Genomic DNA, 19,203 nt, shown 5'->3' on the forward strand with positions numbered 1-19,203 from the left:
GTTTTTCTCTCCACTCCTGTTTCTATAGAAAGGGCGCCCTCACGGGAGGGCGCCGCACTCGACTGGCATTCCCCTCATCTTTCGAAATCGAGTCGATTTCGCTGGAATTAGCACCGCGCACGTCGAAAATGCGGTTGCCGGGCTTCATAGGGCCAGTCCCTCTGCCTCTCTCGATAAGAGTGTCTTTCATCTTTTAAATTGTCAGATGGCGCTTCTCCGACTGATGAGAACTTCAAGTGGTCGGATGGTTTCAACAAACCGTGTTATCGCAAAAAAGTCATAGAACCATAAGATGCATCATGTAATAGAATGTAAGGAACGACGAATATGCCAGTAATTTCGAACAGCATAGCATAATCCGGCCAACCATGTCACGCAAAAATGGAGAACGGACCTACTTCCCATTACATGGAGGAAACCAAGCCGCCATCCACTAAAAGAGACTGTCCAGTCACATATCCATTTGCTCCAGATGCCAAAAAGGCCACCACTTTTGCAAACTCTTGTGGAGTGCCGTAACGTCCAACCGGAATGCGACTGGCGGACTGTGCAGAAACCTCCTCTAACGACAATCCCGTCTCGTTCGCTGTAACCAAGTCTAGAGAGGCCACTCTCTCCGTCGCAATACGACCTGGTCCGACAGCATTGACGAGGATTCCGGAAGCTCCGACTTCCAACGCGATACTCTTCGTGAGTGATGCCACAGCCGCTCGAAAGACATTCGATAACACTAAGTTAGGGATAGGTTGCTTCATGGACGAGGATGTGATGTTGACAATTCGTCCCCAACCTTTTTTCTGCATAGCGGGGAGAGCATGGCGAATGGACCGAACCGCACTCATCAATGTTAAATCGTAAGCCTGTTCCCAAACTTCATCGTCTGTCAACTCCAAGAAAGTTCCGGGACTCGGGCCTCCACAGTTATTTACAAGAATGTCCACACCTTCACATTCCGATTGAATGCACCGATAGACTCGGGCTAAATCTTCCGCCGACGAAACATCTCCCGCGAGAGGAACGACTTGCGCCTGTGGAACTTGAAGAATCAGCTCTTTCGCAGCGCGCTGAATGGCCTCCTCACTTCGGCTGACGATGACCACGCGAGCTCCGTGAAGCGCTAGTTCTGTAGCCGTTGCGAATCCGAGCCCTCGACTCCCTGCCAGAACTAAAGCAGTTTTCCCATTCATCATCAGATCCATGACTGCTTCCCCCACTGTTCACGATTCGATCTCGTACAAACAAAACATTTTGCTAAAAATTCAAGGAACAAAGCCGGAGGTTGTGTTTTTGCGTGACAGGGGCTTCTGCCCCTGCACACGTCAGGTATGTCCCGTTATGAAGAGTGGCGGGTAGTATGCCGCAAATTCACCCGGTGATACGCTTTCCAAGGAATTGGCGTCCACTCCGCATTGTCCATCTCCTCATTGCGCTGGCTTACAACAGACTCGAACCGACGATTCGCTTTCAAAGCTCCCGGCATGGAAAACGCTTCATTATGGTTCTCGGTGTGCTGATTTGCCATATGGAACACCCCCTGCCTAATGTGTTCCCTGACCGTCTTCGCATTATCCACACAGACCTGTGCCATGGTCACATGAGGGGCGATGGAATTGTCCTAACCGCGCCGTCACTTGACCTTACTCAATATGACTTCGCAACCAAGCAGACAATTGCGTCATAGAGACGCGCTCTTGTAGCATCGTGTCTCTGTCTCGAACGGTAACCATCCCATCGTCTTCCGATTGAAAATCGTACGTTACGCAATAGGGTGTGCCAACTTCGTCGTGACGGCGATAACGCTTGCCAATTGACCCGGAGTCATCAAAGTCGCAGGAAAATGACTTCCGAATGTCCGACCACAACCGCTCTGCACCATCCGACAACTTTTTCGACAATGGTAAAATAGCGCATTTATACGGTGCCAGTTGCGGGTGTAAATGAAGGACTGTCCTCATGTCTCCTTCACTCACTTCCTCTTCGGAATAACTGTCCGCAAAGAGTGCCAAGAACAATCGGTCAACACCCATAGAAGGTTCGATGCAATATGGTATAAACGACGAACCATTCTCTTCTTTAACCAAAAAATCCTCTGATGAAAATTTCGCGTGTTGATTTAAATCAAAATCCGTGCGGTCCGCAATGCCGAGTAGTTCTCCCCAGCCAAAAGGAAAGTGATACTCCACATCTGTCGTCGCGGAGCTGTAATGGGACAACTGCTCCTTCTCATGGTCTCGTAAGCGCAAATTCCCCTGTGACAATCCCAACTGCAGCAACCAGTCATAAACAAACTGCCGCCAATACGAAAACCATTCCTTGTCCTCTCCGGGTTTGCAAAAAAATTCAATTTCCATCTGCTCAAACTCGCGAGTGCGGAACGTAAAGTTTCCTGGCGTGATTTCATTCCGAAAACTCTTACCGATTTGAGCAATCCCAAATGGAAGTTTCTTACGCATCGTCCGCTGGACGTTGACAAAATTCACAAAGATACCTTGAGCAGTTTCTGGTCGTAAATAAATCTCGTTCGTCGCCTCTTCCGTAACGCCTTGATGGGTTTTGAACATCATGTTGAACTGACGAACTGGTGTGAAGTCGCGACTTTTGCAGTCTGGACAAACAACGTTTAAGGTTGCCAATAATTGGTCCATCTCCGCAAAGTCAAGTCCATCCGCAAAAATTTCCTTACCGAGTGCAGTCGCAGTGTCTTCGATCAGTTTGTCCGCCCGATACCGCGATTTGCAGCTACGGCAATCCACCATTGGGTCATTGAAGTTACCAACATGCCCAGATGCAACCCACACCTGTCGATTCATCAAGATGGCTGAGTCCAGCCCCACCATATTGGGCGACTCTTGAACAAAATGTTTCCACCACAATCGCTTTAAATTGTTTTTCATCTCCACTCCAAGAGGTCCATAGTCCCAGGTATTCGCCAGACCTCCATATATTTCTGAGCCAGGGAAAATAAATCCCCGCCGCTTTGCCAGTGAGACCAATTGTTCCATTGCACTCGCCATGTCGATTGTCCTCCGTTCCCAGCCATATTGTTGCTATCATACTGGAGCATCTATGCGAACGCAACGACACAGGAACATTCGGTAAGACCTTCGTGAGAAAGATAATCCCTTCCCGTTGCTGATATAATGTGTACGGTGCAGCAGGGGCCGTCCCTCGGCACAGCGGCGGACGTCAACTTCAACATGCTTGCATAATCAATGGTCACGTCAATAGTCCATCTCATCGTCTATCCGTTGTAACAAATCCGAAGGGAATGGAATTATGCCCATTCAGTTTGTGTTCCTAGACATTGATGGCACCATCTATTCTCATGGACGTCTAGTGCCAAGTGCTGTCAAGGCAATTCAACGACTCCAGCACAATCACATTCCAGTTGCACTATGCACGGGAAGGTCTTTGTTACATACACGGACGCTCCAATGTCGCTTGGGAATTCGCCATGGCGTCTACTTCAACGGAAGTCTGGCGCTCACGGACAACACCATTGTTCACTCTTCTCCTTTCGAACCCCATGTGGTAGAGCTTTTGATGTCATATTTAGAATCAGAGGAGCGAAGTTACCTGTTGCACAGTCAAGAGAGGATCTTCACAGTGCATCCCGTGCCAGACCATTTCACATCCATCTTACGAAGCTTTGACTTTCCGCCAGTCTATGTGTTGAGCGACACGGATGTAAATATCTCGAAGACGCCCATTTTTCAAATGAACGCGTTCATTCCACAAGAAATGGACCACGCCCTCCAATCTCTTACGAATGAATGCTTTGTGTATCGATGGGACGCGTATGCAGTGGACTTACAACGCGCGAAAAGTGACAAATCCCATGGAGCACTGGCACTTCTGCGGCAGTTCGACATTGCGCCGGAAAGTGCGCTGCACATTGGTGACGGAGGAAATGACATAGGCATGTTTCAACGTTTGGGGCATTCCGTGGCCATGGGTAACGCACCGAGAGAAGTGCAGGAGCAAGCGGATTGGACAACCACCGAAGCCAGAGAGAATGGCGTCTATAATGCATTGCACAAGCTCAACTTAATCTGAACAAACGCAGCAACTCATCTCCGTGACCGTATTGACACCATCGAGAATTCGCTTTTTGGAAGATGGATACTTTCAATCTCTGCGAAGTCGAGGACGGCAGACCGAGGGGGTGGTAGTTGCACTCTTCAATCCACGCGATCAGCGCCTCCTGGGACACGTGTTAATGCGCTCGATTGGCCGCCATCGGCAACAATAATCTTTCTCCTACCACCAGAGCATGACCGCTCTTCATTCCATTCGCTTCTTCAACACTGTCTATCCAGTCCCATGGAGATACCCCCTCCCCAAAACGGTTAGCCAAACTCCACAGAGTGTCTCCTTGCCTTACGACATAAACTCGCATGGGTTGATCTGCCTGCGCTGTTGCCATGATTTGATTCGGATTGTGCCCAATCAAGAAAGCCACAAACCACAGGACACACATGAAGACGACTGCGGTTTTGCTTGCGCGAAAGAAAACCCTTTCCTCTTTTGACTTCGCGGTCGTTCTTCTCATAGACATCTCTCTAAAGTCCTTTGCCATGCGCCCACCCCTGTTCGGAACGTATGTTCTACTGTAATCAAACCATAAGAACTTATGTTCTGTCAAGCGACCGCGAACACATGTTTGCAAAATGTAAAAAGTGTGTTAGTATTTTAACGACGGTAGGTTCGCGCGTATGGTAATGGTCAAAAAAGGAGAGAACTACGATGGCCGGATTAACTCGCAGGCAACAAGCCATTCTCGATTGTATTCAGAAAAACATAGATGAAAAGGGATACCCGCCCTCTGTTCGAGAAATTGGCGAATCCGTAGGCCTAGCTTCCAGTTCGACTGTGCATGGACATCTTGCTCGATTAGAACAGCGTGGGTATTTGCGCAGAGACCCGACAAAGCCTCGAGCTATGGAACTGTTGATACGCTCCAGTTCGACTCAGACAAGTCGGATGCGAGAAACTGACCGGTCCGTCGATGTGACCATGGTACCGGTGGTAGGGAGAGTCACAGCGGGAATTCCGATTACGGCAGTAGAGCAAATTGAAGAGTTTTTTCCAGTTCCGAGCCAACACACGGGTGATGGAAAATTGTTTGCTCTACAGGTCATCGGTGAAAGTATGGTCGATGCAGGAATTATCGATGGCGACCATGTCCTCGTGCGTCAGCAGCCCACGGCACAAAATGGCGATATTGTCGTCGCTATGACTCAAGAAGGCGAAGCGACAGTCAAAAGATTTTTCAGGGAACAGCACCGAATTCGATTGCAGCCGGAGAACAGTTCGATGGAGCCACTCTATTTTGATACGGTAACGATTCTGGGAAAAGTTGTAGGGGTCTATCGATTCTTTCATTGAAACCGGTACAAAGAGAGTCGTGCCGTACATCCTGTATGCCACTCGGTTTTCTCTAATGACGACTTTTCCGTTTACAATCAGGGACCGTTGTTGAGCGACCGAGACACAAAGTCAACCCGCGTCTGTCGACAGACGCGGGTTGACTGACAAAGAGGAACTCTGGAGTTCTACCGATTTCAATAATTGGCCAGATATTGCTCTTTTTCCCATTCTGTGACTTGCATTCTGTACATTCCCCACTCAATTCTCTTGGCTTCAATGAAGTGCGTAAAGACATGCTCTCCCAGAGCATCCCTCAACACTCCGTCTTGGGCAAACAATTCGATGGCTTCGAAGAGAGAGCCAGGCAAACTTTGAATACCAGCAGTCGCCTTCTCCTCTTCAGTCATGATATAGATGTTTCGATTAACAGGAGGTGCCAATTCCAATTTGCGGTCAATGCCATCCAGACCCGCAGCGAGCATTGCTGCAAGAGCCAGATACGGATTGCAGGATGGGTCCGGACTCCGTACCTCAATACGCGTACTCGCGCCGCGCGCCGCTGGTACGCGCACTAAGGGAGAACGGTTCTTCGCTGACCACGCTACGTAGCTGGGAGCTTCAAAACCTGGGACGAGTCGCTTATAGGAGTTAACTGTAGGATTACAGATAGCCGTAAACGCCTCTGCGTGGGCCAGAATACCGGCTAAGTAGTGACGAGCAATCTGACTGAGACCAAGTTCATCCGACTCATCGTAGAATGAATTTCTGCCATCAGCAAACAGGGACTGATGACAATGCATGCCGGACCCGTTGATACCAAACACCGGCTTTGGCATAAACGTCGCATGCAAACCATATTGGCGCGCAACTGTCTTGACAACTAAGCGGAAAGTGGCGATGTTATCCGCCGCCTCAATGGCATCCGCATACTTGAAATCGATCTCGTGTTGACCTGGTGCCACCTCATGATGGGACGCTTCGATTTCAAAACCCATGGCTTCCAGCGTCAAGACAATTTCCCGGCGGCAGTTTTCGCCCAAGTCCAATGGGGCCCAGTCAAAATATCCGCCTTCGTCGTTCACTTCTTGTGTTGGTTTGCCGTGCTCGTCCAATTTGAACAAAAAGAATTCCGGCTCTGGTCCGACGTTGAACGCCGAGAAACCACGTTTGTTGGCTTCAGCAAGTACGTTCTTCAAAATCATTCGTGGATCTCCAGCAAACGGCTTTCCGCCAGGCAAGTGAATGTCACAAATGAGTCGGGCGACCCGTCCTTGGTTAGAATCCCACGGAAACACCAACCATGTTGCGCGGTCTGGGACCAAATACATGTCTGACTCTTCAATACGAACAAAGCCTTCAATAGAAGAACCGTCAAACATGATTTTATTGTCTAATGCTTTTGTCAATTGGTCTACTGGAATTTCGACGTTTTTAATGACACCCAGTAAGTCCGTAAACTGCAGCCGCACATAGCGGACATCCATTTCCTCTGCCAAACGCAAAATTTCTTCTTTTGTGTGCTCTCGCCTCATTCACGACACCATCCTCTTGTTTGCTACGTTTCCTGTCTCTCTTTACAATTCGCCACGACTCTGTGGCACTTTCAGCAAGCACTTACTGCTCCGGACCCCCAAACCCATGGGAATCTCACGACTTACGTCGATAAAAGCGGGATAAATCCCCTTGAAACAGCGCCTGCAGACCAGCCGAAGACCCTTTTAAAAGTTCTCTCTGCAGTTGTTCATAAACTTGCTCATCGGACAGGTCTGAAGACACAACAGCCTTTCCGAACCTAGGGTCCAACAGACGCCGCTTTACTCCGCTCAAGCTCTCGCCATCTTCCATCCACTCGCGAATGCGCATCAGTCGCTCGACGTCAACAAAAGAAAATTGACGTTGCTTCCCCTCAGACCGTATCGGAGAAATGAGCCCCTGCTCCTCGTAGTAACGGATTTGTCGCGCACTGAGACCAGTGAGTTTCTGGACAGTACCGATGGAAAAGAGAGGCAACTGCCGACGTTCGTTGAGATCCATAGCAATGCCCCTCCCCCTAGTCAGCTTTAGCTCCTATCTTACTACGCCAGATGAACTCACGTAAACAACTTTTGTGAGGTTTTCTTACTCACTCGTGACAATGTTTTGGTCCAGTGTGCGTGCCACTTGAAAGAGCGTCCAAAAGCCATGTTCGTAGGTCAATCCCCCTTGAAGATATGCTCGGAAGGGGGGACGGAGCGGCGCATCGGCGGTCAATTCGAGGGACGCCCCTTGAATGAAGGTACCAGCAGCCATTAGAACCTCGTCCGAATATCCAGCCATGGAGGCGAATTCAGGAACCGCAAAACTATCGACTGCGGCAGTCGCTTGCACTTCTCGAGCAAATGTTTGAAGAGCCTGACGGTCCTCAAAATCGATGGACAAAATTAAATCCGCACGAGGCTCATCATACCTTGGAGAGACGGTATAGCCGAGTTGTTCAAAAACTCGACTTGCCAGAATGGATACTTTCAGTGCTTGAGAGACAACGTGTGGGGCCATGAACAGGCCTTGAAACATCTCTCGCAAATGGCCATGCGTCGGTCCTAACTCTGACGAAATACCGGGAGCGTAAACTTCCGCCCCAACTCGCTCGATGAAGTCCACCGGCCCAACGATATAAGCCCCCGTTGGCACAATCCCACCGCCCGGATTTTTGATGAGAGAACCCGCGGCGATATGGGCGCCATGAACTGTAACCTCCTCCGCTTCTACAAATTCTGCATAACAGTTGTCGACTGCGATCCACACGTCAGGATGGTGGAGCCGAATCTCGTCGAACAAAGGAGCCAACTCTGCGTTCGTCAGAGCTCTTCTCGCCCCATATCCCCGAGACTTTTGACACATGACGAGTCGTGTCGACGGCAGAATACGGCTAAGTGTTGCTACAATATCTGGCGCCCCATTCTCCTGCAGAGGAACGACATCGACTTGAATACCCCACTCTTTCGCGCTGCCGAGTGTATCCGATATTCCCGCCACCGATTGCAAGGTGTCGTAAGGCATACCCGTCGCGAACAGTACGTGGTCGCCTGGCCGACACGCCGCAAAAAGGACCGCCGCCAACGCATGCGTGCCAGACACCAATTGGGTTCGAACCAGGGCTCCCTCGGTCCCGAATAGACGTGCATAAATCCGTTCCAGTTTATCTCGCCCCGCATCGCCAATGCCGTATCCATTAGACCCGGCAAAGTCACTCGCAGAGACGCGCTCGGCCGAAAATGCTTCGAGCACTCGGCGCTGATTGTGCAATGCGACCTTCTCAACCCGATGCATCGCTCCTCGAACTGCCGATTCTTGTTGTTCTACCCATTTCAATAGGTCGATCTCGTTCAACATACATTCTCCTATTCGTGCATGTTCGTGACATACGGCTGTAGCCGCTCTGCATAGCGTTCGTCGGTTTCGACAACGAGCTGAACCTCGCCGTTTTCATCACAGACAGTATTCATGACCCGTCCATGAGACAGGACATCACGCCAAAACGGAAGTTTCTGAACAGAAGGGGACAGCGTGAGTCGCACCGGAGTCAAGCGCAAAACTCGTTCCACGGCCCGGTAGAGGTCGTCCAATCCGATACCTGATAAAGCGCTCCCAGAAACAGTTGCGGTCGCTGCGACATCCGGAGCTGGTGGTGAACTAACTAGGTCCAATTTGTTATAGAAGGTGATGAACGGCACATCCGCGACACCCACCTCCCTTAGCACCTGAGACGTTGTGCGCAGTTGCAAATCCAACTCATACGAGGCATCCACGACCTGAACGATGACATCCGCAGAGGCAACTTCTTCTAGTGTGGAATGAAACGCTTCTACCAACAAATGCGGCAAATTGCGAATAAAACCAACCGTGTCGAGCAACACCAATTCCGACGCAACGCCAGCTTTGACCCGACGCGCGAGCGGATCGAGCGTATCAAAGAGACGATTCCGTCCCTCGGGGACCGGTACTCCCGCACCTCGTTCGGCACTCCAACGCCGTAACAGAGTGGTCTTCCCTGCATTTGTATATCCTACCAAAGCAACGGTCGGAATGGACGAGGTCCGGCGCGCCCGCTGCAACTCACGTGTCTTTGTAGCCACCCGCAACTCTGCATCCAAGGTCTGAATTTTTTCCCGGATACGACGTCTGTCTGTCTCCAGTTTGGTTTCTCCGGGTCCACGCGTGCCAATTCCACCGCCTAGCCGAGACATCTCCACTCCCCGCCCAGTCAATCGCGGCAACTGATACTCGAGGAGCGCCCGTTCGACTTGAAGACGCCCTACACGCGACTTGGCGCGCAGAGCGAAGATATCTAAAATGAGTTGCGTTCTGTCCAGGACTCGGCACGACAGCGCCGACTCCATATTCCGAATTTGAGAGGGTGCTAGGTCCGCATCGACCACCACCAACGACACACCACTGGGCAAGGACATGCGAAGTTCTTCTAATTTTCCTTTCCCCAAATAACTGGCCGATTTGACGTCGGATTGTTGTTGGATAGTTTGCCCGACCACCACGCCCCCGGCTGCTTCCACCAAACTCTCCAGTTCACTCAAACGGCGCTGCCACGCATCTGTCGTCTCACGTGACCTGACTTTTCCGGCTAACCATACAGAAACAGGTTCCTGCTGCTGGCTGTCATTCATAGACATGCGATGCGAGTCACCCCTTTGTCCATATTGTATCACGGACAATGACAAAATCAGGTTACTCGGCGAATCGTCCGAGTAACCCGATGGAGACTGGATGGGGCGATAGAGAGTGTCGGGCCATGCGACAAGCAGACTGTTCGTGCACACTCATCAAGACGGAGGCTCAATGTAATCCGTCGACCACTCCGTGAATAACGTCAAAAGAGGTAACACGGTCAGCACCGCAACCGTCCATTCAACAGAGACACAAAAACTGGCCGATAACGCGACTAATGCAAGCAGCATCGAGAGTGGAACGCCGAGATGCACGGCGATGTTGGGGGCGCCTAACCGTTCGTCGTGTCTGAGGTCGATGACGTCGTCAAAAACATCGAGAAAGATGACAATAGACAAAGCCCATCCCGTGAGCAACCAGCCTACCCCGTAGACTGAGACAGACACTGCCCCAACAAGCTCTAACCAAAGGAGAATGCCAGACGGAGTTCCTTTCCACCAACCGAACATGCCGACGGAAAATGCCCCGAGAAAGATGGCGACCGCGAGGCGCCAGTCGAACGCCGCAGCAGACAGGGCCAAGATAACGGAATACGGCAAGATATGTCGTCCTAGGCGGACCGCGAATCTCCGCTCCCCGGCACCGACGTCTCGCTCCACATCAAAGATGTCATCCATCCACTGAATGACTATTCCGATGCACGCGACGGAGAGAAGAACCCGAATAAATTCAGGCCATCCGCCAGACATGCTGTTTGACCTCCAGAAGCCCCCGGCCGTCCGACGAAGATACTAACGCCACTGGAATGTTGCCGACCACACGGCGTACATCTCTTTTGCAAAAACGCTTACGGATAGTGTCTGACTTCGTGATAAGCATCATGTAGCGAGGCCTAGACCTTCCGTAAGCCCAGAGGTCCAAATCAATCCCGTGCAGTTTCATGGACTTGACCTGCAAGGAAGTAGGCGAAGAAACATCCAAGAGTGCGGATGCTTCGACTAAATGTAAGACAATGTCTGCAGCGAGCAACGTGCGCAACGTGTCGCTCAACTGCTGGCGGTGCTGATTTTCGCGTTCTGGATCGTCATCAAGCGCAAATGTGTCGTGCAAAATGAAACGCTTTTGCACAAAGCCTCGTTTGCTAATGACCAAAACTGGTGCTGTTACTGGACCAGAGGCTTCCGCAAGCCACCTTGATGGATAGGGCTGGTTGAGATCGGCATACGGCACTTTTGCCTCCACCCTCCCCGCAACTTTAAGAAACTCCCGTAAAAAAGACGTTTTTCCACAACCTGGTCGGCCGACGATAACAATTTGTGCGTATCGATTCACAGAAAACTCCCCTCTCTAAAGTCTTCCGGACGAAGCGTCATCAATTCTTCTCGCGACGGATTGAGTTGTTCAAAGAGTCGACTCGACTGAGCACGAATGGCCTTTTCCATCAAATTCCGCACAAACCGCGCATTGCTGAAGTGCTCGCGACGACTCGGATTGGCGAGTGCTCGCTGAAGAACACGGCGCAGCACAAACTCCGCATCTGCGGACAATTTATACTGATGCAAGGCTGCAGTGCGTTTCGCAATCGCCATCAACGACGAGAGCGTATAGTCAGGAAAGGTCAATTGCAGTGGGAAGCGACTAGGAAGTCCCGGATTGGTCGCAAGAAACGCCTGCATTTCCGCTTCATATCCCGCGATGATGGCCACAAACTGATTGCGGTGGTCCTCCATGCCTTTGACCAGCGTTTGAATTATTAGAGTCATGATCACACGAATGCCCGGTCTTCGTACCGCCGTTATCGGGGTCGGGGTTATCGGGCTTTCCCGTAATGTCCCAAGATGTGAAAATCTCGATTTCATCGTCATGTAGGACAACGCGCTTTATCAGCTTCATTGCGTACTTGCGTTTTTCCTCATCAGGCATTTTTTCTTTTATATAGCCACGAAGGGCATCAATAGTTGCTTTTATCTCGTCTAATTGTCGTTTATCCAGTTCCTGCGAAGCTAAAGCATCAATAGCGAGTTCGATGGACGAACGAAGCTGTTCGATTTCTCGTTCAAGAGGTTCTAACGCCTCGTCGAGCTCTTCGTCACTAATTCGCCCCTTGACGTTGAGATTGATCCATCGCTTGCGTTCAGTCTGCTTTTCTTCCAGAGCGGATTCAAGCATTCGTTTTTTGGTATTCAACTCTTGTAACTTTGAAGGATCACCTTGGCGTTCGAGAATTGCTCGAAACACATCGTCTGGTTTGGTCAGAACCTGAACCAAGTACCGCCATACATAATCGTCGATCACATCTTGCCGCCAATTACGGCCTTTACACTGATGCACTTCCCTCCCAGTACCAACTTCAAAGACTTTACGACCTTTGCCTGAACAAATGTAATAATGGTGCATGATTTCCCCGGTCTTTTTGTTTCGAGAGGGAGGACCTGCTACAACTGCACTTCCGCAACGACCACAACGTACCATTCCTTTGAGTAAGTACGTCTTTTGTGGTTTTGCACCACGGTTTGCACGTGCAAAAGTGGATATTTTGAGTTGTAGTCTCTCGTAAGTTTCCTCATCTATATAAGCAGGGACTTGAACCAGTTGCCACTCAGACTCCGGCTTTTTCAAGATGTCTTTTTGACCTTTTTTCTGCTTGTATTCTGTCTTGCCGTAGTAAAAACGGCCTGCATAAACCGTATTTTTGAGGATACGACTAACGGTCGCTTGATACCATTTGTCACCATTCGGGGCTGGAATTCCAAGCAGGGATAATTCGCGGGCTACAGAGGTTAGGTTCATTGGCTGACCATCTTTACCATTCAGTATCCAATCGACCATTAATAAATAGACGTCTCTCTCTTCCGAGTTCACAGCCAAAGTGTCATTTTGTTTGTCGAATGTGTAACCATATATTCGTCGCACACCGGGTATTTTCCCATTCTTGACCTTCTGCCTACGACCACGCTTTGAATTTGCAAGAATTTTTGCCTTATTGTACTGAGCTATCGCCGCTTGCATGTTGAAAAACAGGACAGATTCCGCGTTGTCTGGATCATAAGGAACTTCTACGCTTACCAACTGAATCCCATTTTCTAAGAGTTCATCTTCGATGAATTCAACCTGTTGCCGAAAGTTACGTGCAAGTCTGTCAGGATGTAAAACCGCGAACTTTTGCCCCACCCCGTGTCGGATTAACCACTTGCCAAAATTAAGTGCAGGACGATTAGGGTCATCCCCCATCTCTCCCATTTCAACCAATGCAATGATCTCGTCAGTTTTAACAGACTCATCTCTAATCAATTTTTCAGCACATCGTTCCACCTGAGATTCCAAAGAATATCCGTGCCTTGCTTGATCGTCAGTTGATACACGAGCGTATATCAATGCTTTTATGGTCGCTGCCAAGTTGTCCAATTCACGGGCACTGTAGGGATTTAAATATCCCTTTGTTATGGACAAAGTAATCATTCAAACACCGCCGCATCTCTCTGATTGTTTACTATGTCCACTAGATTATCATTATTTTCTTTCACAACATATCTCTTAGAGGCTTTTGTCATTGTTTCAGCAATGAGGTCTGACATTTCAAGCAACAACTGATCCAACGTTTTGCCATCACCAGAACCATGAACCGTGACTCGAAAGTGATTTCTGTCGCTTCTTAAACTTTGTCCCACTTCGCTCACGCCCTTCATTCGAGCGTATGCGACACTGCTTTTCCCTCTTGCCTGACAACCCATATAACCACCTGCTCTCTGCAAAGTGGCTGAGTTTACTCGTTTCGATCATTTTCACGACATGATTCGACGTATCTAAAGGGAAATCTTCAAAGTTTCTTTGGGTAATTGCTTCGCTTCTTCCCAAGAGTTATGGTCTTGCCGAGTTTGAACGGTGCGATGGCCACGTAGCCTTTTGGTGGTTTGTTCGCACTGTGGGAATGGGCCAGTTTGGGAAGATGAGAAGAAAACCGTGAAATATATATGTGGCGGTTGAATCAACAAGCATCAGTCGATGCGAACGCGACATTAGGCAACTAAGGGACAATTGGGAAGTTTCAGGTGCCGGACGTTGACCCTCTCGACCCCCGCAACTAAAACAAAGGGAGGCCATCCGGCCTCCCTTTGTCACCGTACTCTTCTGCTTACACACCGACGCGCATCCTTCGCGGGTTTTACGATAGCTCCAACACCACCTCTTCATCGAGTAGTGTTGCATACACTGCTAGTTCTGCTACCTCATCCTCAAAAATCCCAATGCTAAGTCCCCTTCTCAGTCCTCAATTTATATTGTTATCGCCTTCCGCCAGCCCCATGTGATTTGCATGTCCAACGAACGATGGAATTACGGTCACGCCGACCGATTTTGTCCACGGACGCCTGAGCACGCGCCGCCATGTGCCGCTACTCTCATTCGCCATCGTCAACCTTCCGCCGCCTCTTACGTTGCACACAGACGCCGATGAACTTCAGGCTTGCAACATGGCTATTGCTAAAACATCTTGGTTACTACCCTACTGAGTTAGTTCGCATAGCGAAGTCATTCTATCGTCACCGCATAACGGAGAAACCGAATGAACGCCAACCCGACCTCCTTCAGAATCGCGAGGTCAGAAGTGTCCAGCAAATATTCTATGAACTGTGACTTTTGTTCGCTCGGCACATGCTTTACGTAAACCTTCAACATATTCTGGACATCGGTCTTATTTTCATTGGTTAAATCTTCAATGCAAGCCTTGTCCTTGTTCAACTGATCGTGCCATTCCAGCGCAACTTGCTGGCGATAATCATGCGATTGGAGTGCCGTGCCGTAGCCGTTGTACAATCGGCAATGACCAATTTGGCACGGAGCAATGTATTCCATTCCAATGACTCGGTACGAGGTTTTCATTCGGCTTTCGGAAACAAAGTTTATGAAGTAAATTTTTTTGATGTCAGACTTAACGCACCGATTAAGGATTTCTACCGCATATTCGGAATAATATGTGTCTCGGTGTTGTTCATTGGCGACGTTCACATTGATTTCGTAGGGCAGAACTTGAATGCCATCGATCACTGTGTTCAAGTTACCTGTAACCTCCATCAAAACAGTTGTGGTTTGCGAAACGCTCCCTCGGCTTTCGTGATTAGTTCACCCGCCTACTGTCCTTCCCACTTCCCTAGTAAATTTATGTATGATTGGACTAAATATCTCGGCTACACTTCAAGCACCAAGTATCGGAACTCGACCCCGCCGATACGGGAATACGGATGCCATTTACATTCGTAAACACCTTGAAGATGAATCGGTTCATAAGATGAATTTGCGTACTGTAGTGTTCCTTTCCGAATTGATCCATCTTCCATACGAAATTCCTCGTCCGCAGTTGGTTTTCCCCATCGAGACGGCCTCCATAGTCGATGATAGTTTGTGAGCATAATCGCCAATCCGCGAATGTTCATGTGTTCCTTGAGCCTCTCCAAACGCTCTACGTCTTTCCAGAACTGATACCTCATCGGATTCGCCGAACAGTCGCGCAAGTGGTATGTCTCATCACGATGATTCAAAACGGACGTCATGGTAGGATACTTGACTTCGATGTATGTACTGCCCACAGTTCCGTCCACATAGCCTCGTTTATCCCCAAGGTCAAACGGAACCTCAAGCCTGACAGGCAAGTTGTCATAAATACTATGGATTTCCCATGCAAGTGAATGCTTAAAATCGTCCTCAGAGTGGTAACAGGGCCGTTTCCGCACAAGAGAAGTCATAATATTATGAATTTGTATCCCGTCTTTCAAAACTAGTCACCTCACCATTTTCTTGACGCGCGTTCCAGAACGAATTTTATTCATACGCTTCAGTAGACATACGTAGTCTGTTCTACCTGACACCTGTGGTCATAGAACGTTGAGCCACCCTCTTTCGCGAACTCATACTGTAACTTACTCAACCAATCATCTCTGGAACTGCGGCTACGAACTTCAGGGCCCAACGTAGCGCAAATACCTCGTGGTTCGGCGATGCGTTGGTTTTGAAGGCAAAATAGCGTCCAATTTCTTCAGCCAGAACCTCGACGTGCTCCATTGGCCTTGCTTTGAGTCCTTCGTCGAGTATGATGTATGGCACGCCGTCACAGTGAAAGAATCCCCCGAGTACCGTTCCCGTGGATGCAAGGTCTAGATAACTTAATCGTATCCCTTCTGTGGCAGCGATCTGTAACAGGTCGTTTAGCGCGCTCAACTTGTTAGAACTCATTGCGTAATCAGCTATCGACTTGGTTATATGTAGTACGCTGTCCAACCTCTCTGCTCGTGTCATGCCGGGGACTGCCATACTGAGGTCTTGTCGCCCATCAGAATGCTCCATGTTGCTACAGACCCACGTGATTTGCAGTGGCCGCTCAGAATCGAGATTGACGAAGATAGACATTTCCATTTTCCGGCCACAACATGGGCATTTGGACTTGGACAAGATGCTCTCCACAATGCACTCACGATCATCTGCGCGTTCTACTGTCAACGTCATATGTTCTCCTCCATCTCTGATGGCTACGGAATGTCATGTATCTTCAACACTCAAAGAAAATATCTATTAGTAGATATAGTATATCGCTTATTAGATATAATATATACGATATTAGATACCGTCAAGGTGTTATTGCTCTGAGATCAGACGTATGTACATGTGATAAACTATGAAAGGAGGAGTGTTGGCAAATGATCAAGATTCATCTAGCCCGAATTCTAGCTGAACGACACCTTAAGCAACTCCAGTTGGCAGAAATGGCAGGGGTCAGACACAATACCGTCAATGCCTTGTGCAACACGCATAATCCCGCTGTGAAGAGTAGCGCACGGCGTATTGATCTCGACACTTTGAATCGCATCTGTGATGCGCTAAACATCCAACCCGGCGACCTACTTGAGTACATACCCGATGAAAAGTCTAGCTTCGTTGAAAAACCACCGACCGATGCTGATCCTTTTAATAAAAAAGATTGAGCCGTTAGCATTAGCCAACGACTCAATCTTTCCCGTTTTTACTTAACAAGCCGCAACCCAGTGTGGGTGCCACCTTCTCAGCCGTATTGTGGTCGAACACGGTATGGCTGCCCTTATTTCACCTCATCGTTCATCCTTCTGTAGGAATAGAGGAACATGACTAATCTAATCGACCCTTAACATGATCCTCATGCAGGACAGTGCAGTTTCAGCATACCGTTCTGCTACAGATGGCATTTGCTCACGCCGAGCCAGTTCGGCAAATAGCCTCCCTGCGGTATTGTAATCTCCCATCTTACACGCATGGCTTAGGTCCTTCATGATTTTCCTATGCACAGCTACAACCAACGCCATGTAGGCTCTTTCGATCCCTAATCTTGGGCACAATAGGTCCAGCATCTTATCTGTCGGAGTTAGATGTCCAAGTTCATATTGAGCGATTGTTGACGCTGCACAAATTCCCTCAGCTACTTCACGTCGTGATAGGTTTTGACTTTTCCTCGTCGTGTAGAGTAAGTGTCTCGGTGTTACCACTTTTATCACCTGCCGCTTTTAATCTGAGAAGCATTCTAGATCGCAGCAGATACTCCGTCGATAATGTTTAGGAGAATTAACGTGAGCGGAGTTAATTGTGACAAAAAGATTGAGCCGTCAGCATAAGCCGACGGCTCAATCACCCCGTATTATCAACAAGCCGCGCCCCGTAGGGTGCACTTGTCACCTGCCGTATCGTATTAGCAATACTCTACGGCTGTCCTTATTTTACCTCTTCGCATTGATTCAAAACTAGTCCTCTTCTTTCGGAAATTTGATTATTTCATACATTCCGGCCGCATCGGAGATTTGATACAGTTCCTCCATTGCTTCCCTTCGCTAAGCGTCTCTTTTGTTCTTGTATTCATTCAGGTCACTTAAAAGCATGCTACGGTGGGAACCAGCCATGTGAAAGGGGAGCTCCCCGTTTTCAAGAATTTTGACCACAGTCTGTTCCGACGCGCGCAAAAGCTCAGTAGCTTGTTCGATCGTAATGTTCTGCTCATCCAATTCTCATTCCCCTTTCTCAGTCAACTCGCCCCTTTTGGTTCAATGAGTTGCCACCCCAAACGTGCCTGCAGACGGTTCCAAAGTCACTGACGGAGGCAACTTCAGATCAGCTTGGAGCTTGTCGTTCGCATTGTATATCTTACTCCCACGAATCACCCAATCATCAAAACCGTTGTTTTGCGACATCACACCCGACGAGTCCACTGGGGTACGCTGACCTGTGACTTCGTTATAAACGAAAGCGGCGGCCTGCGTCTGCCCGTTCGGAGTTAAATCCGTGGCTGAACCAGTGAACACCATTCCTGAGACTACGCGCATGCCAAAAAATAGTCCCCCGCCATTCGTCAAACTTGCCAGACCTACGATTTTGTGACTAGCAAGGTCAAGATAATACAGGTTGATTGCACCACCCTGATTTGCTTGTAACACCTGTGTTTGCACACCTAATATGACGCCGTTGTACGCTGGATTCAGTCCGTAGGGTTCGGCCACCGTTGGTTCTACAGGAGGTTTTGGTGCCCCAAGTGTATAAGGATGCGCAACCTTACCCCATTGAAACCATCCGGTCCATGCACTACTTGCCAGTGATTGAGGGCTTGTATCTTTCGGATTCGCCGGAAAAACGTATTGGCCGGTTGTACTGAACACGGGAGGAATGTCATCCGTAATCAGTGTTGCGCCGTTACTCAATGAACCGCCCTTTGTGCTCCAAGGTGTCATCCACATTTGTGATGGGCCAGTAGGTTCAACCTGATTCGGGCCGTATCCCGCACTCCCGTTTTCAGGCTTACCAAGCTTCTTCTGAGGTGCAAGATGACACCAGACAAGATACGGTTTTCCCTGAACCGTGGTCGGGACTATCACATAGTCCTTTGGATTTGTATCAGAAGAGGGCCAAGTCCAATGGACGCCGCCAATCATTGGGCCAGATGAAGTGTAATCAGCCTCAAACATGCCGGTTCCAACGTTAGTAGGATTCGTACCCTTTAAGGGCCATTGCGTTGATAGCATTGCTCCCGGAATTGCATCGATCTCCATCGGGGCCTCCTTGGTTGTCGTGGGTGGTGCCGTCGTGTTCATCGTGTTCATCGTGTTCATCGTGTTCATCGTGTTCATCGTGTTCATCGTGTTCATCGTGTTCATCGTGTTCATCGTG

At 49.2% G+C, this 19,203-nt stretch carries 23 protein-coding genes and 1 riboswitch; of the genes, 3 read left to right on the plus strand and 20 right to left on the minus strand.

All coding sequences use genetic code 11. The features are described 5' to 3' along the window. Positions 1-71: 71 nt before the first annotated feature. Positions 72-180, minus strand: a riboswitch (SAM riboswitch). Between the two features lie 224 nt (positions 181-404). The 3 genes from M4I36_RS06500 to M4I36_RS06510 form a co-directional block, all read right to left on the minus strand. Beyond that, positions 405-1,199 (minus strand): SDR family oxidoreductase, encoded by a 795-nt coding sequence (locus M4I36_RS06500; RefSeq protein WP_258110920.1) that lies wholly within the window; start codon positions 1,197-1,199, stop codon positions 405-407. A 134-nt stretch (positions 1,200-1,333) separates the two neighbouring features. Further along, complete coding sequence (locus M4I36_RS06505) at positions 1,334-1,522, minus strand: hypothetical protein (protein WP_258110921.1); 189 nt, start codon at positions 1,520-1,522, stop codon at positions 1,334-1,336. A gap of 115 nt (positions 1,523-1,637) precedes the next feature. After that, positions 1,638-3,014 (minus strand): glycine--tRNA ligase, encoded by a 1,377-nt coding sequence (locus M4I36_RS06510; protein WP_258110922.1) that lies wholly within the window; start codon positions 3,012-3,014, stop codon positions 1,638-1,640. A gap of 262 nt (positions 3,015-3,276) precedes the next feature. On the opposite strand from M4I36_RS06510, the gene M4I36_RS06515 reads away from it, so the two are divergent. Continuing rightward, a complete protein-coding gene (locus M4I36_RS06515; protein ID WP_258110923.1) occupies positions 3,277-4,056 on the plus strand; it encodes a Cof-type HAD-IIB family hydrolase in 780 nt (259 codons plus the stop codon). A 160-nt stretch (positions 4,057-4,216) separates the two neighbouring features. Here the strand turns inward: M4I36_RS06515 and M4I36_RS06520 are convergent, their stop codons facing one another. Beyond that, the gene (locus M4I36_RS06520) at positions 4,217-4,558 is read right to left on the minus strand and encodes a LysM peptidoglycan-binding domain-containing protein (RefSeq protein WP_258110924.1); all 342 of its coding nucleotides are present in this window, start codon (positions 4,556-4,558) and stop codon (positions 4,217-4,219) included. A 188-nt stretch (positions 4,559-4,746) separates the two neighbouring features. On the opposite strand from M4I36_RS06520, the gene lexA reads away from it, so the two are divergent. Beyond that, positions 4,747-5,388 (plus strand): transcriptional repressor LexA, encoded by a 642-nt coding sequence (lexA, locus tag M4I36_RS06525; RefSeq protein WP_258110925.1) that lies wholly within the window; start codon positions 4,747-4,749, stop codon positions 5,386-5,388. Positions 5,389-5,564: 176 nt separating this feature from the next. On the opposite strand, the gene glnA is transcribed toward lexA, so the two are convergent. The 13 genes from glnA to M4I36_RS06590 all read right to left on the minus strand — a co-directional run bounded on the left by glnA (position 5,565) and on the right by M4I36_RS06590 (position 16,527). Then, complete coding sequence (gene glnA / locus M4I36_RS06530; protein WP_258110926.1) at positions 5,565-6,902, minus strand: type I glutamate--ammonia ligase; 1,338 nt, start codon at positions 6,900-6,902, stop codon at positions 5,565-5,567. Between the two features lie 115 nt (positions 6,903-7,017). After that, positions 7,018-7,404: a MerR family transcriptional regulator gene (locus tag M4I36_RS06535; protein ID WP_258110927.1), complete on the minus strand. Its 387-nt coding sequence runs from the start codon at positions 7,402-7,404 to the stop codon at positions 7,018-7,020. An 84-nt stretch (positions 7,405-7,488) separates the two neighbouring features. Further along, positions 7,489-8,739 carry a methionine gamma-lyase family protein gene (locus M4I36_RS06540; RefSeq protein WP_258110928.1) on the minus strand — a complete coding sequence of 417 codons (1,251 nt, stop codon included), beginning with the start codon at positions 8,737-8,739 and terminating at the stop codon, positions 7,489-7,491. Positions 8,740-8,750: 11 nt separating this feature from the next. Further along, positions 8,751-10,037, minus strand: coding sequence for a GTPase HflX (gene hflX, locus M4I36_RS06545; RefSeq protein WP_258110929.1), 1,287 nt, complete (start codon positions 10,035-10,037; stop codon positions 8,751-8,753). Positions 10,038-10,187: 150 nt separating this feature from the next. After that, the gene (locus M4I36_RS06550) at positions 10,188-10,781 is read right to left on the minus strand and encodes a UbiA prenyltransferase family protein (protein ID WP_258110930.1); all 594 of its coding nucleotides are present in this window, start codon (positions 10,779-10,781) and stop codon (positions 10,188-10,190) included. Beyond that, positions 10,762-11,364 carry a GTPase domain-containing protein gene (locus M4I36_RS06555; RefSeq protein WP_258110931.1) on the minus strand — a complete coding sequence of 201 codons (603 nt, stop codon included), beginning with the start codon at positions 11,362-11,364 and terminating at the stop codon, positions 10,762-10,764. The genes M4I36_RS06550 and M4I36_RS06555 overlap by 20 nt, the downstream gene beginning before the upstream one ends. Further along, positions 11,361-11,762: a hypothetical protein gene (locus M4I36_RS06560; RefSeq protein ID WP_258110932.1), complete on the minus strand. Its 402-nt coding sequence runs from the start codon at positions 11,760-11,762 to the stop codon at positions 11,361-11,363. Before M4I36_RS06560 ends, M4I36_RS06555 begins: the two co-directional genes overlap by 4 nt. After that, entirely contained in the window at positions 11,716-13,491 is a 1,776-nt protein-coding gene (locus M4I36_RS06565; protein WP_258110933.1) for a recombinase family protein, read from the minus strand. Before M4I36_RS06565 ends, M4I36_RS06560 begins: the two co-directional genes overlap by 47 nt. Further along, positions 13,488-13,763: a hypothetical protein gene (locus M4I36_RS06570; RefSeq protein WP_258110934.1), complete on the minus strand. Its 276-nt coding sequence runs from the start codon at positions 13,761-13,763 to the stop codon at positions 13,488-13,490. Before M4I36_RS06570 ends, M4I36_RS06565 begins: the two co-directional genes overlap by 4 nt. 536 nt (positions 13,764-14,299) lie before the next feature. Further along, positions 14,300-14,446 (minus strand): hypothetical protein, encoded by a 147-nt coding sequence (locus M4I36_RS06575; RefSeq protein ID WP_258110935.1) that lies wholly within the window; start codon positions 14,444-14,446, stop codon positions 14,300-14,302. 113 nt (positions 14,447-14,559) lie between these two features. Further along, the gene (locus tag M4I36_RS06580; protein ID WP_258110936.1) at positions 14,560-15,084 is read right to left on the minus strand and encodes a hypothetical protein; all 525 of its coding nucleotides are present in this window, start codon (positions 15,082-15,084) and stop codon (positions 14,560-14,562) included. A 131-nt stretch (positions 15,085-15,215) separates the two neighbouring features. Then, positions 15,216-15,800: a hypothetical protein gene (locus tag M4I36_RS06585; RefSeq protein ID WP_258110937.1), complete on the minus strand. Its 585-nt coding sequence runs from the start codon at positions 15,798-15,800 to the stop codon at positions 15,216-15,218. Positions 15,801-15,948: 148 nt separating this feature from the next. Then, on the minus strand, positions 15,949-16,527 hold the full coding sequence (locus M4I36_RS06590; RefSeq protein WP_258110938.1) for a hypothetical protein: 579 nt from the start codon (positions 16,525-16,527) through the stop codon (positions 15,949-15,951). A gap of 191 nt (positions 16,528-16,718) precedes the next feature. Here M4I36_RS06590 and M4I36_RS06595 point away from each other — a divergent pair, with 191 nt between their 5' ends. Next, complete coding sequence (locus M4I36_RS06595) at positions 16,719-17,003, plus strand: helix-turn-helix domain-containing protein (RefSeq protein ID WP_258110939.1); 285 nt, start codon at positions 16,719-16,721, stop codon at positions 17,001-17,003. Positions 17,004-17,168: 165 nt separating this feature from the next. On the opposite strand, the gene M4I36_RS16825 is transcribed toward M4I36_RS06595, so the two are convergent. The 3 genes from M4I36_RS16825 to M4I36_RS06600 all read right to left on the minus strand — a co-directional run bounded on the left by M4I36_RS16825 (position 17,169) and on the right by M4I36_RS06600 (position 19,085). Further along, positions 17,169-17,546 (minus strand): helix-turn-helix domain-containing protein, encoded by a 378-nt coding sequence (locus M4I36_RS16825; protein ID WP_374985644.1) that lies wholly within the window; start codon positions 17,544-17,546, stop codon positions 17,169-17,171. A 330-nt stretch (positions 17,547-17,876) separates the two neighbouring features. Further along, positions 17,877-18,047: an excisionase family DNA-binding protein gene (locus M4I36_RS16830; protein WP_374985646.1), complete on the minus strand. Its 171-nt coding sequence runs from the start codon at positions 18,045-18,047 to the stop codon at positions 17,877-17,879. Between the two features lie 39 nt (positions 18,048-18,086). After that, positions 18,087-19,085, minus strand: coding sequence for a hypothetical protein (locus M4I36_RS06600; protein WP_258110940.1), 999 nt, complete (start codon positions 19,083-19,085; stop codon positions 18,087-18,089). Positions 19,086-19,203: the final 118 nt, after the last annotated feature.

Origin of the sequence: Alicyclobacillus sp. SP_1 (genome assembly GCF_024706985.1) — a bacterium.
Classification (GTDB): domain Bacteria; phylum Bacillota; class Bacilli; order Alicyclobacillales; family Alicyclobacillaceae; genus Alicyclobacillus_I.

Excerpts from the sequence above, each read along its gene's own strand:
- M4I36_RS06500 (WP_258110920.1), bottom strand. The coding sequence starts at position 1,199 with ATGGATCTGATGATGAATGGGAAAACTGCTTTAGTTCTGGCAGGGAGT.
- M4I36_RS06505 (WP_258110921.1), bottom strand. The coding sequence starts at position 1,522 with ATGGCAAATCAGCACACCGAGAACCATAATGAAGCGTTTTCCATGCCG.
- M4I36_RS06510 (WP_258110922.1), bottom strand. The coding sequence starts at position 3,014 with ATGGCGAGTGCAATGGAACAATTGGTCTCACTGGCAAAGCGGCGGGGA.
- M4I36_RS06515 (WP_258110923.1), top strand. The coding sequence starts at position 3,277 with ATGCCCATTCAGTTTGTGTTCCTAGACATTGATGGCACCATCTATTCT.
- M4I36_RS06520 (WP_258110924.1), bottom strand. The coding sequence starts at position 4,558 with ATGTCTATGAGAAGAACGACCGCGAAGTCAAAAGAGGAAAGGGTTTTC.
- lexA (WP_258110925.1), top strand. The coding sequence starts at position 4,747 with ATGGCCGGATTAACTCGCAGGCAACAAGCCATTCTCGATTGTATTCAG.
- glnA (WP_258110926.1), bottom strand. The coding sequence starts at position 6,902 with ATGAGGCGAGAGCACACAAAAGAAGAAATTTTGCGTTTGGCAGAGGAA.
- M4I36_RS06535 (WP_258110927.1), bottom strand. The coding sequence starts at position 7,404 with ATGGATCTCAACGAACGTCGGCAGTTGCCTCTCTTTTCCATCGGTACT.
- hflX (WP_258110929.1), bottom strand. The coding sequence starts at position 10,037 with ATGTCTATGAATGACAGCCAGCAGCAGGAACCTGTTTCTGTATGGTTA.
- M4I36_RS06550 (WP_258110930.1), bottom strand. The coding sequence starts at position 10,781 with ATGTCTGGCGGATGGCCTGAATTTATTCGGGTTCTTCTCTCCGTCGCG.
- M4I36_RS06560 (WP_258110932.1), bottom strand. The coding sequence starts at position 11,762 with ATGGAGGACCACCGCAATCAGTTTGTGGCCATCATCGCGGGATATGAA.
- M4I36_RS06565 (WP_258110933.1), bottom strand. The coding sequence starts at position 13,491 with ATGATTACTTTGTCCATAACAAAGGGATATTTAAATCCCTACAGTGCC.
- M4I36_RS06570 (WP_258110934.1), bottom strand. The coding sequence starts at position 13,763 with ATGGGTTGTCAGGCAAGAGGGAAAAGCAGTGTCGCATACGCTCGAATG.
- M4I36_RS06590 (WP_258110938.1), bottom strand. The coding sequence starts at position 16,527 with ATGACGTTGACAGTAGAACGCGCAGATGATCGTGAGTGCATTGTGGAG.
- M4I36_RS06595 (WP_258110939.1), top strand. The coding sequence starts at position 16,719 with ATGATCAAGATTCATCTAGCCCGAATTCTAGCTGAACGACACCTTAAG.
- M4I36_RS06600 (WP_258110940.1), bottom strand. The coding sequence starts at position 19,085 with ATGGAGATCGATGCAATTCCGGGAGCAATGCTATCAACGCAATGGCCC.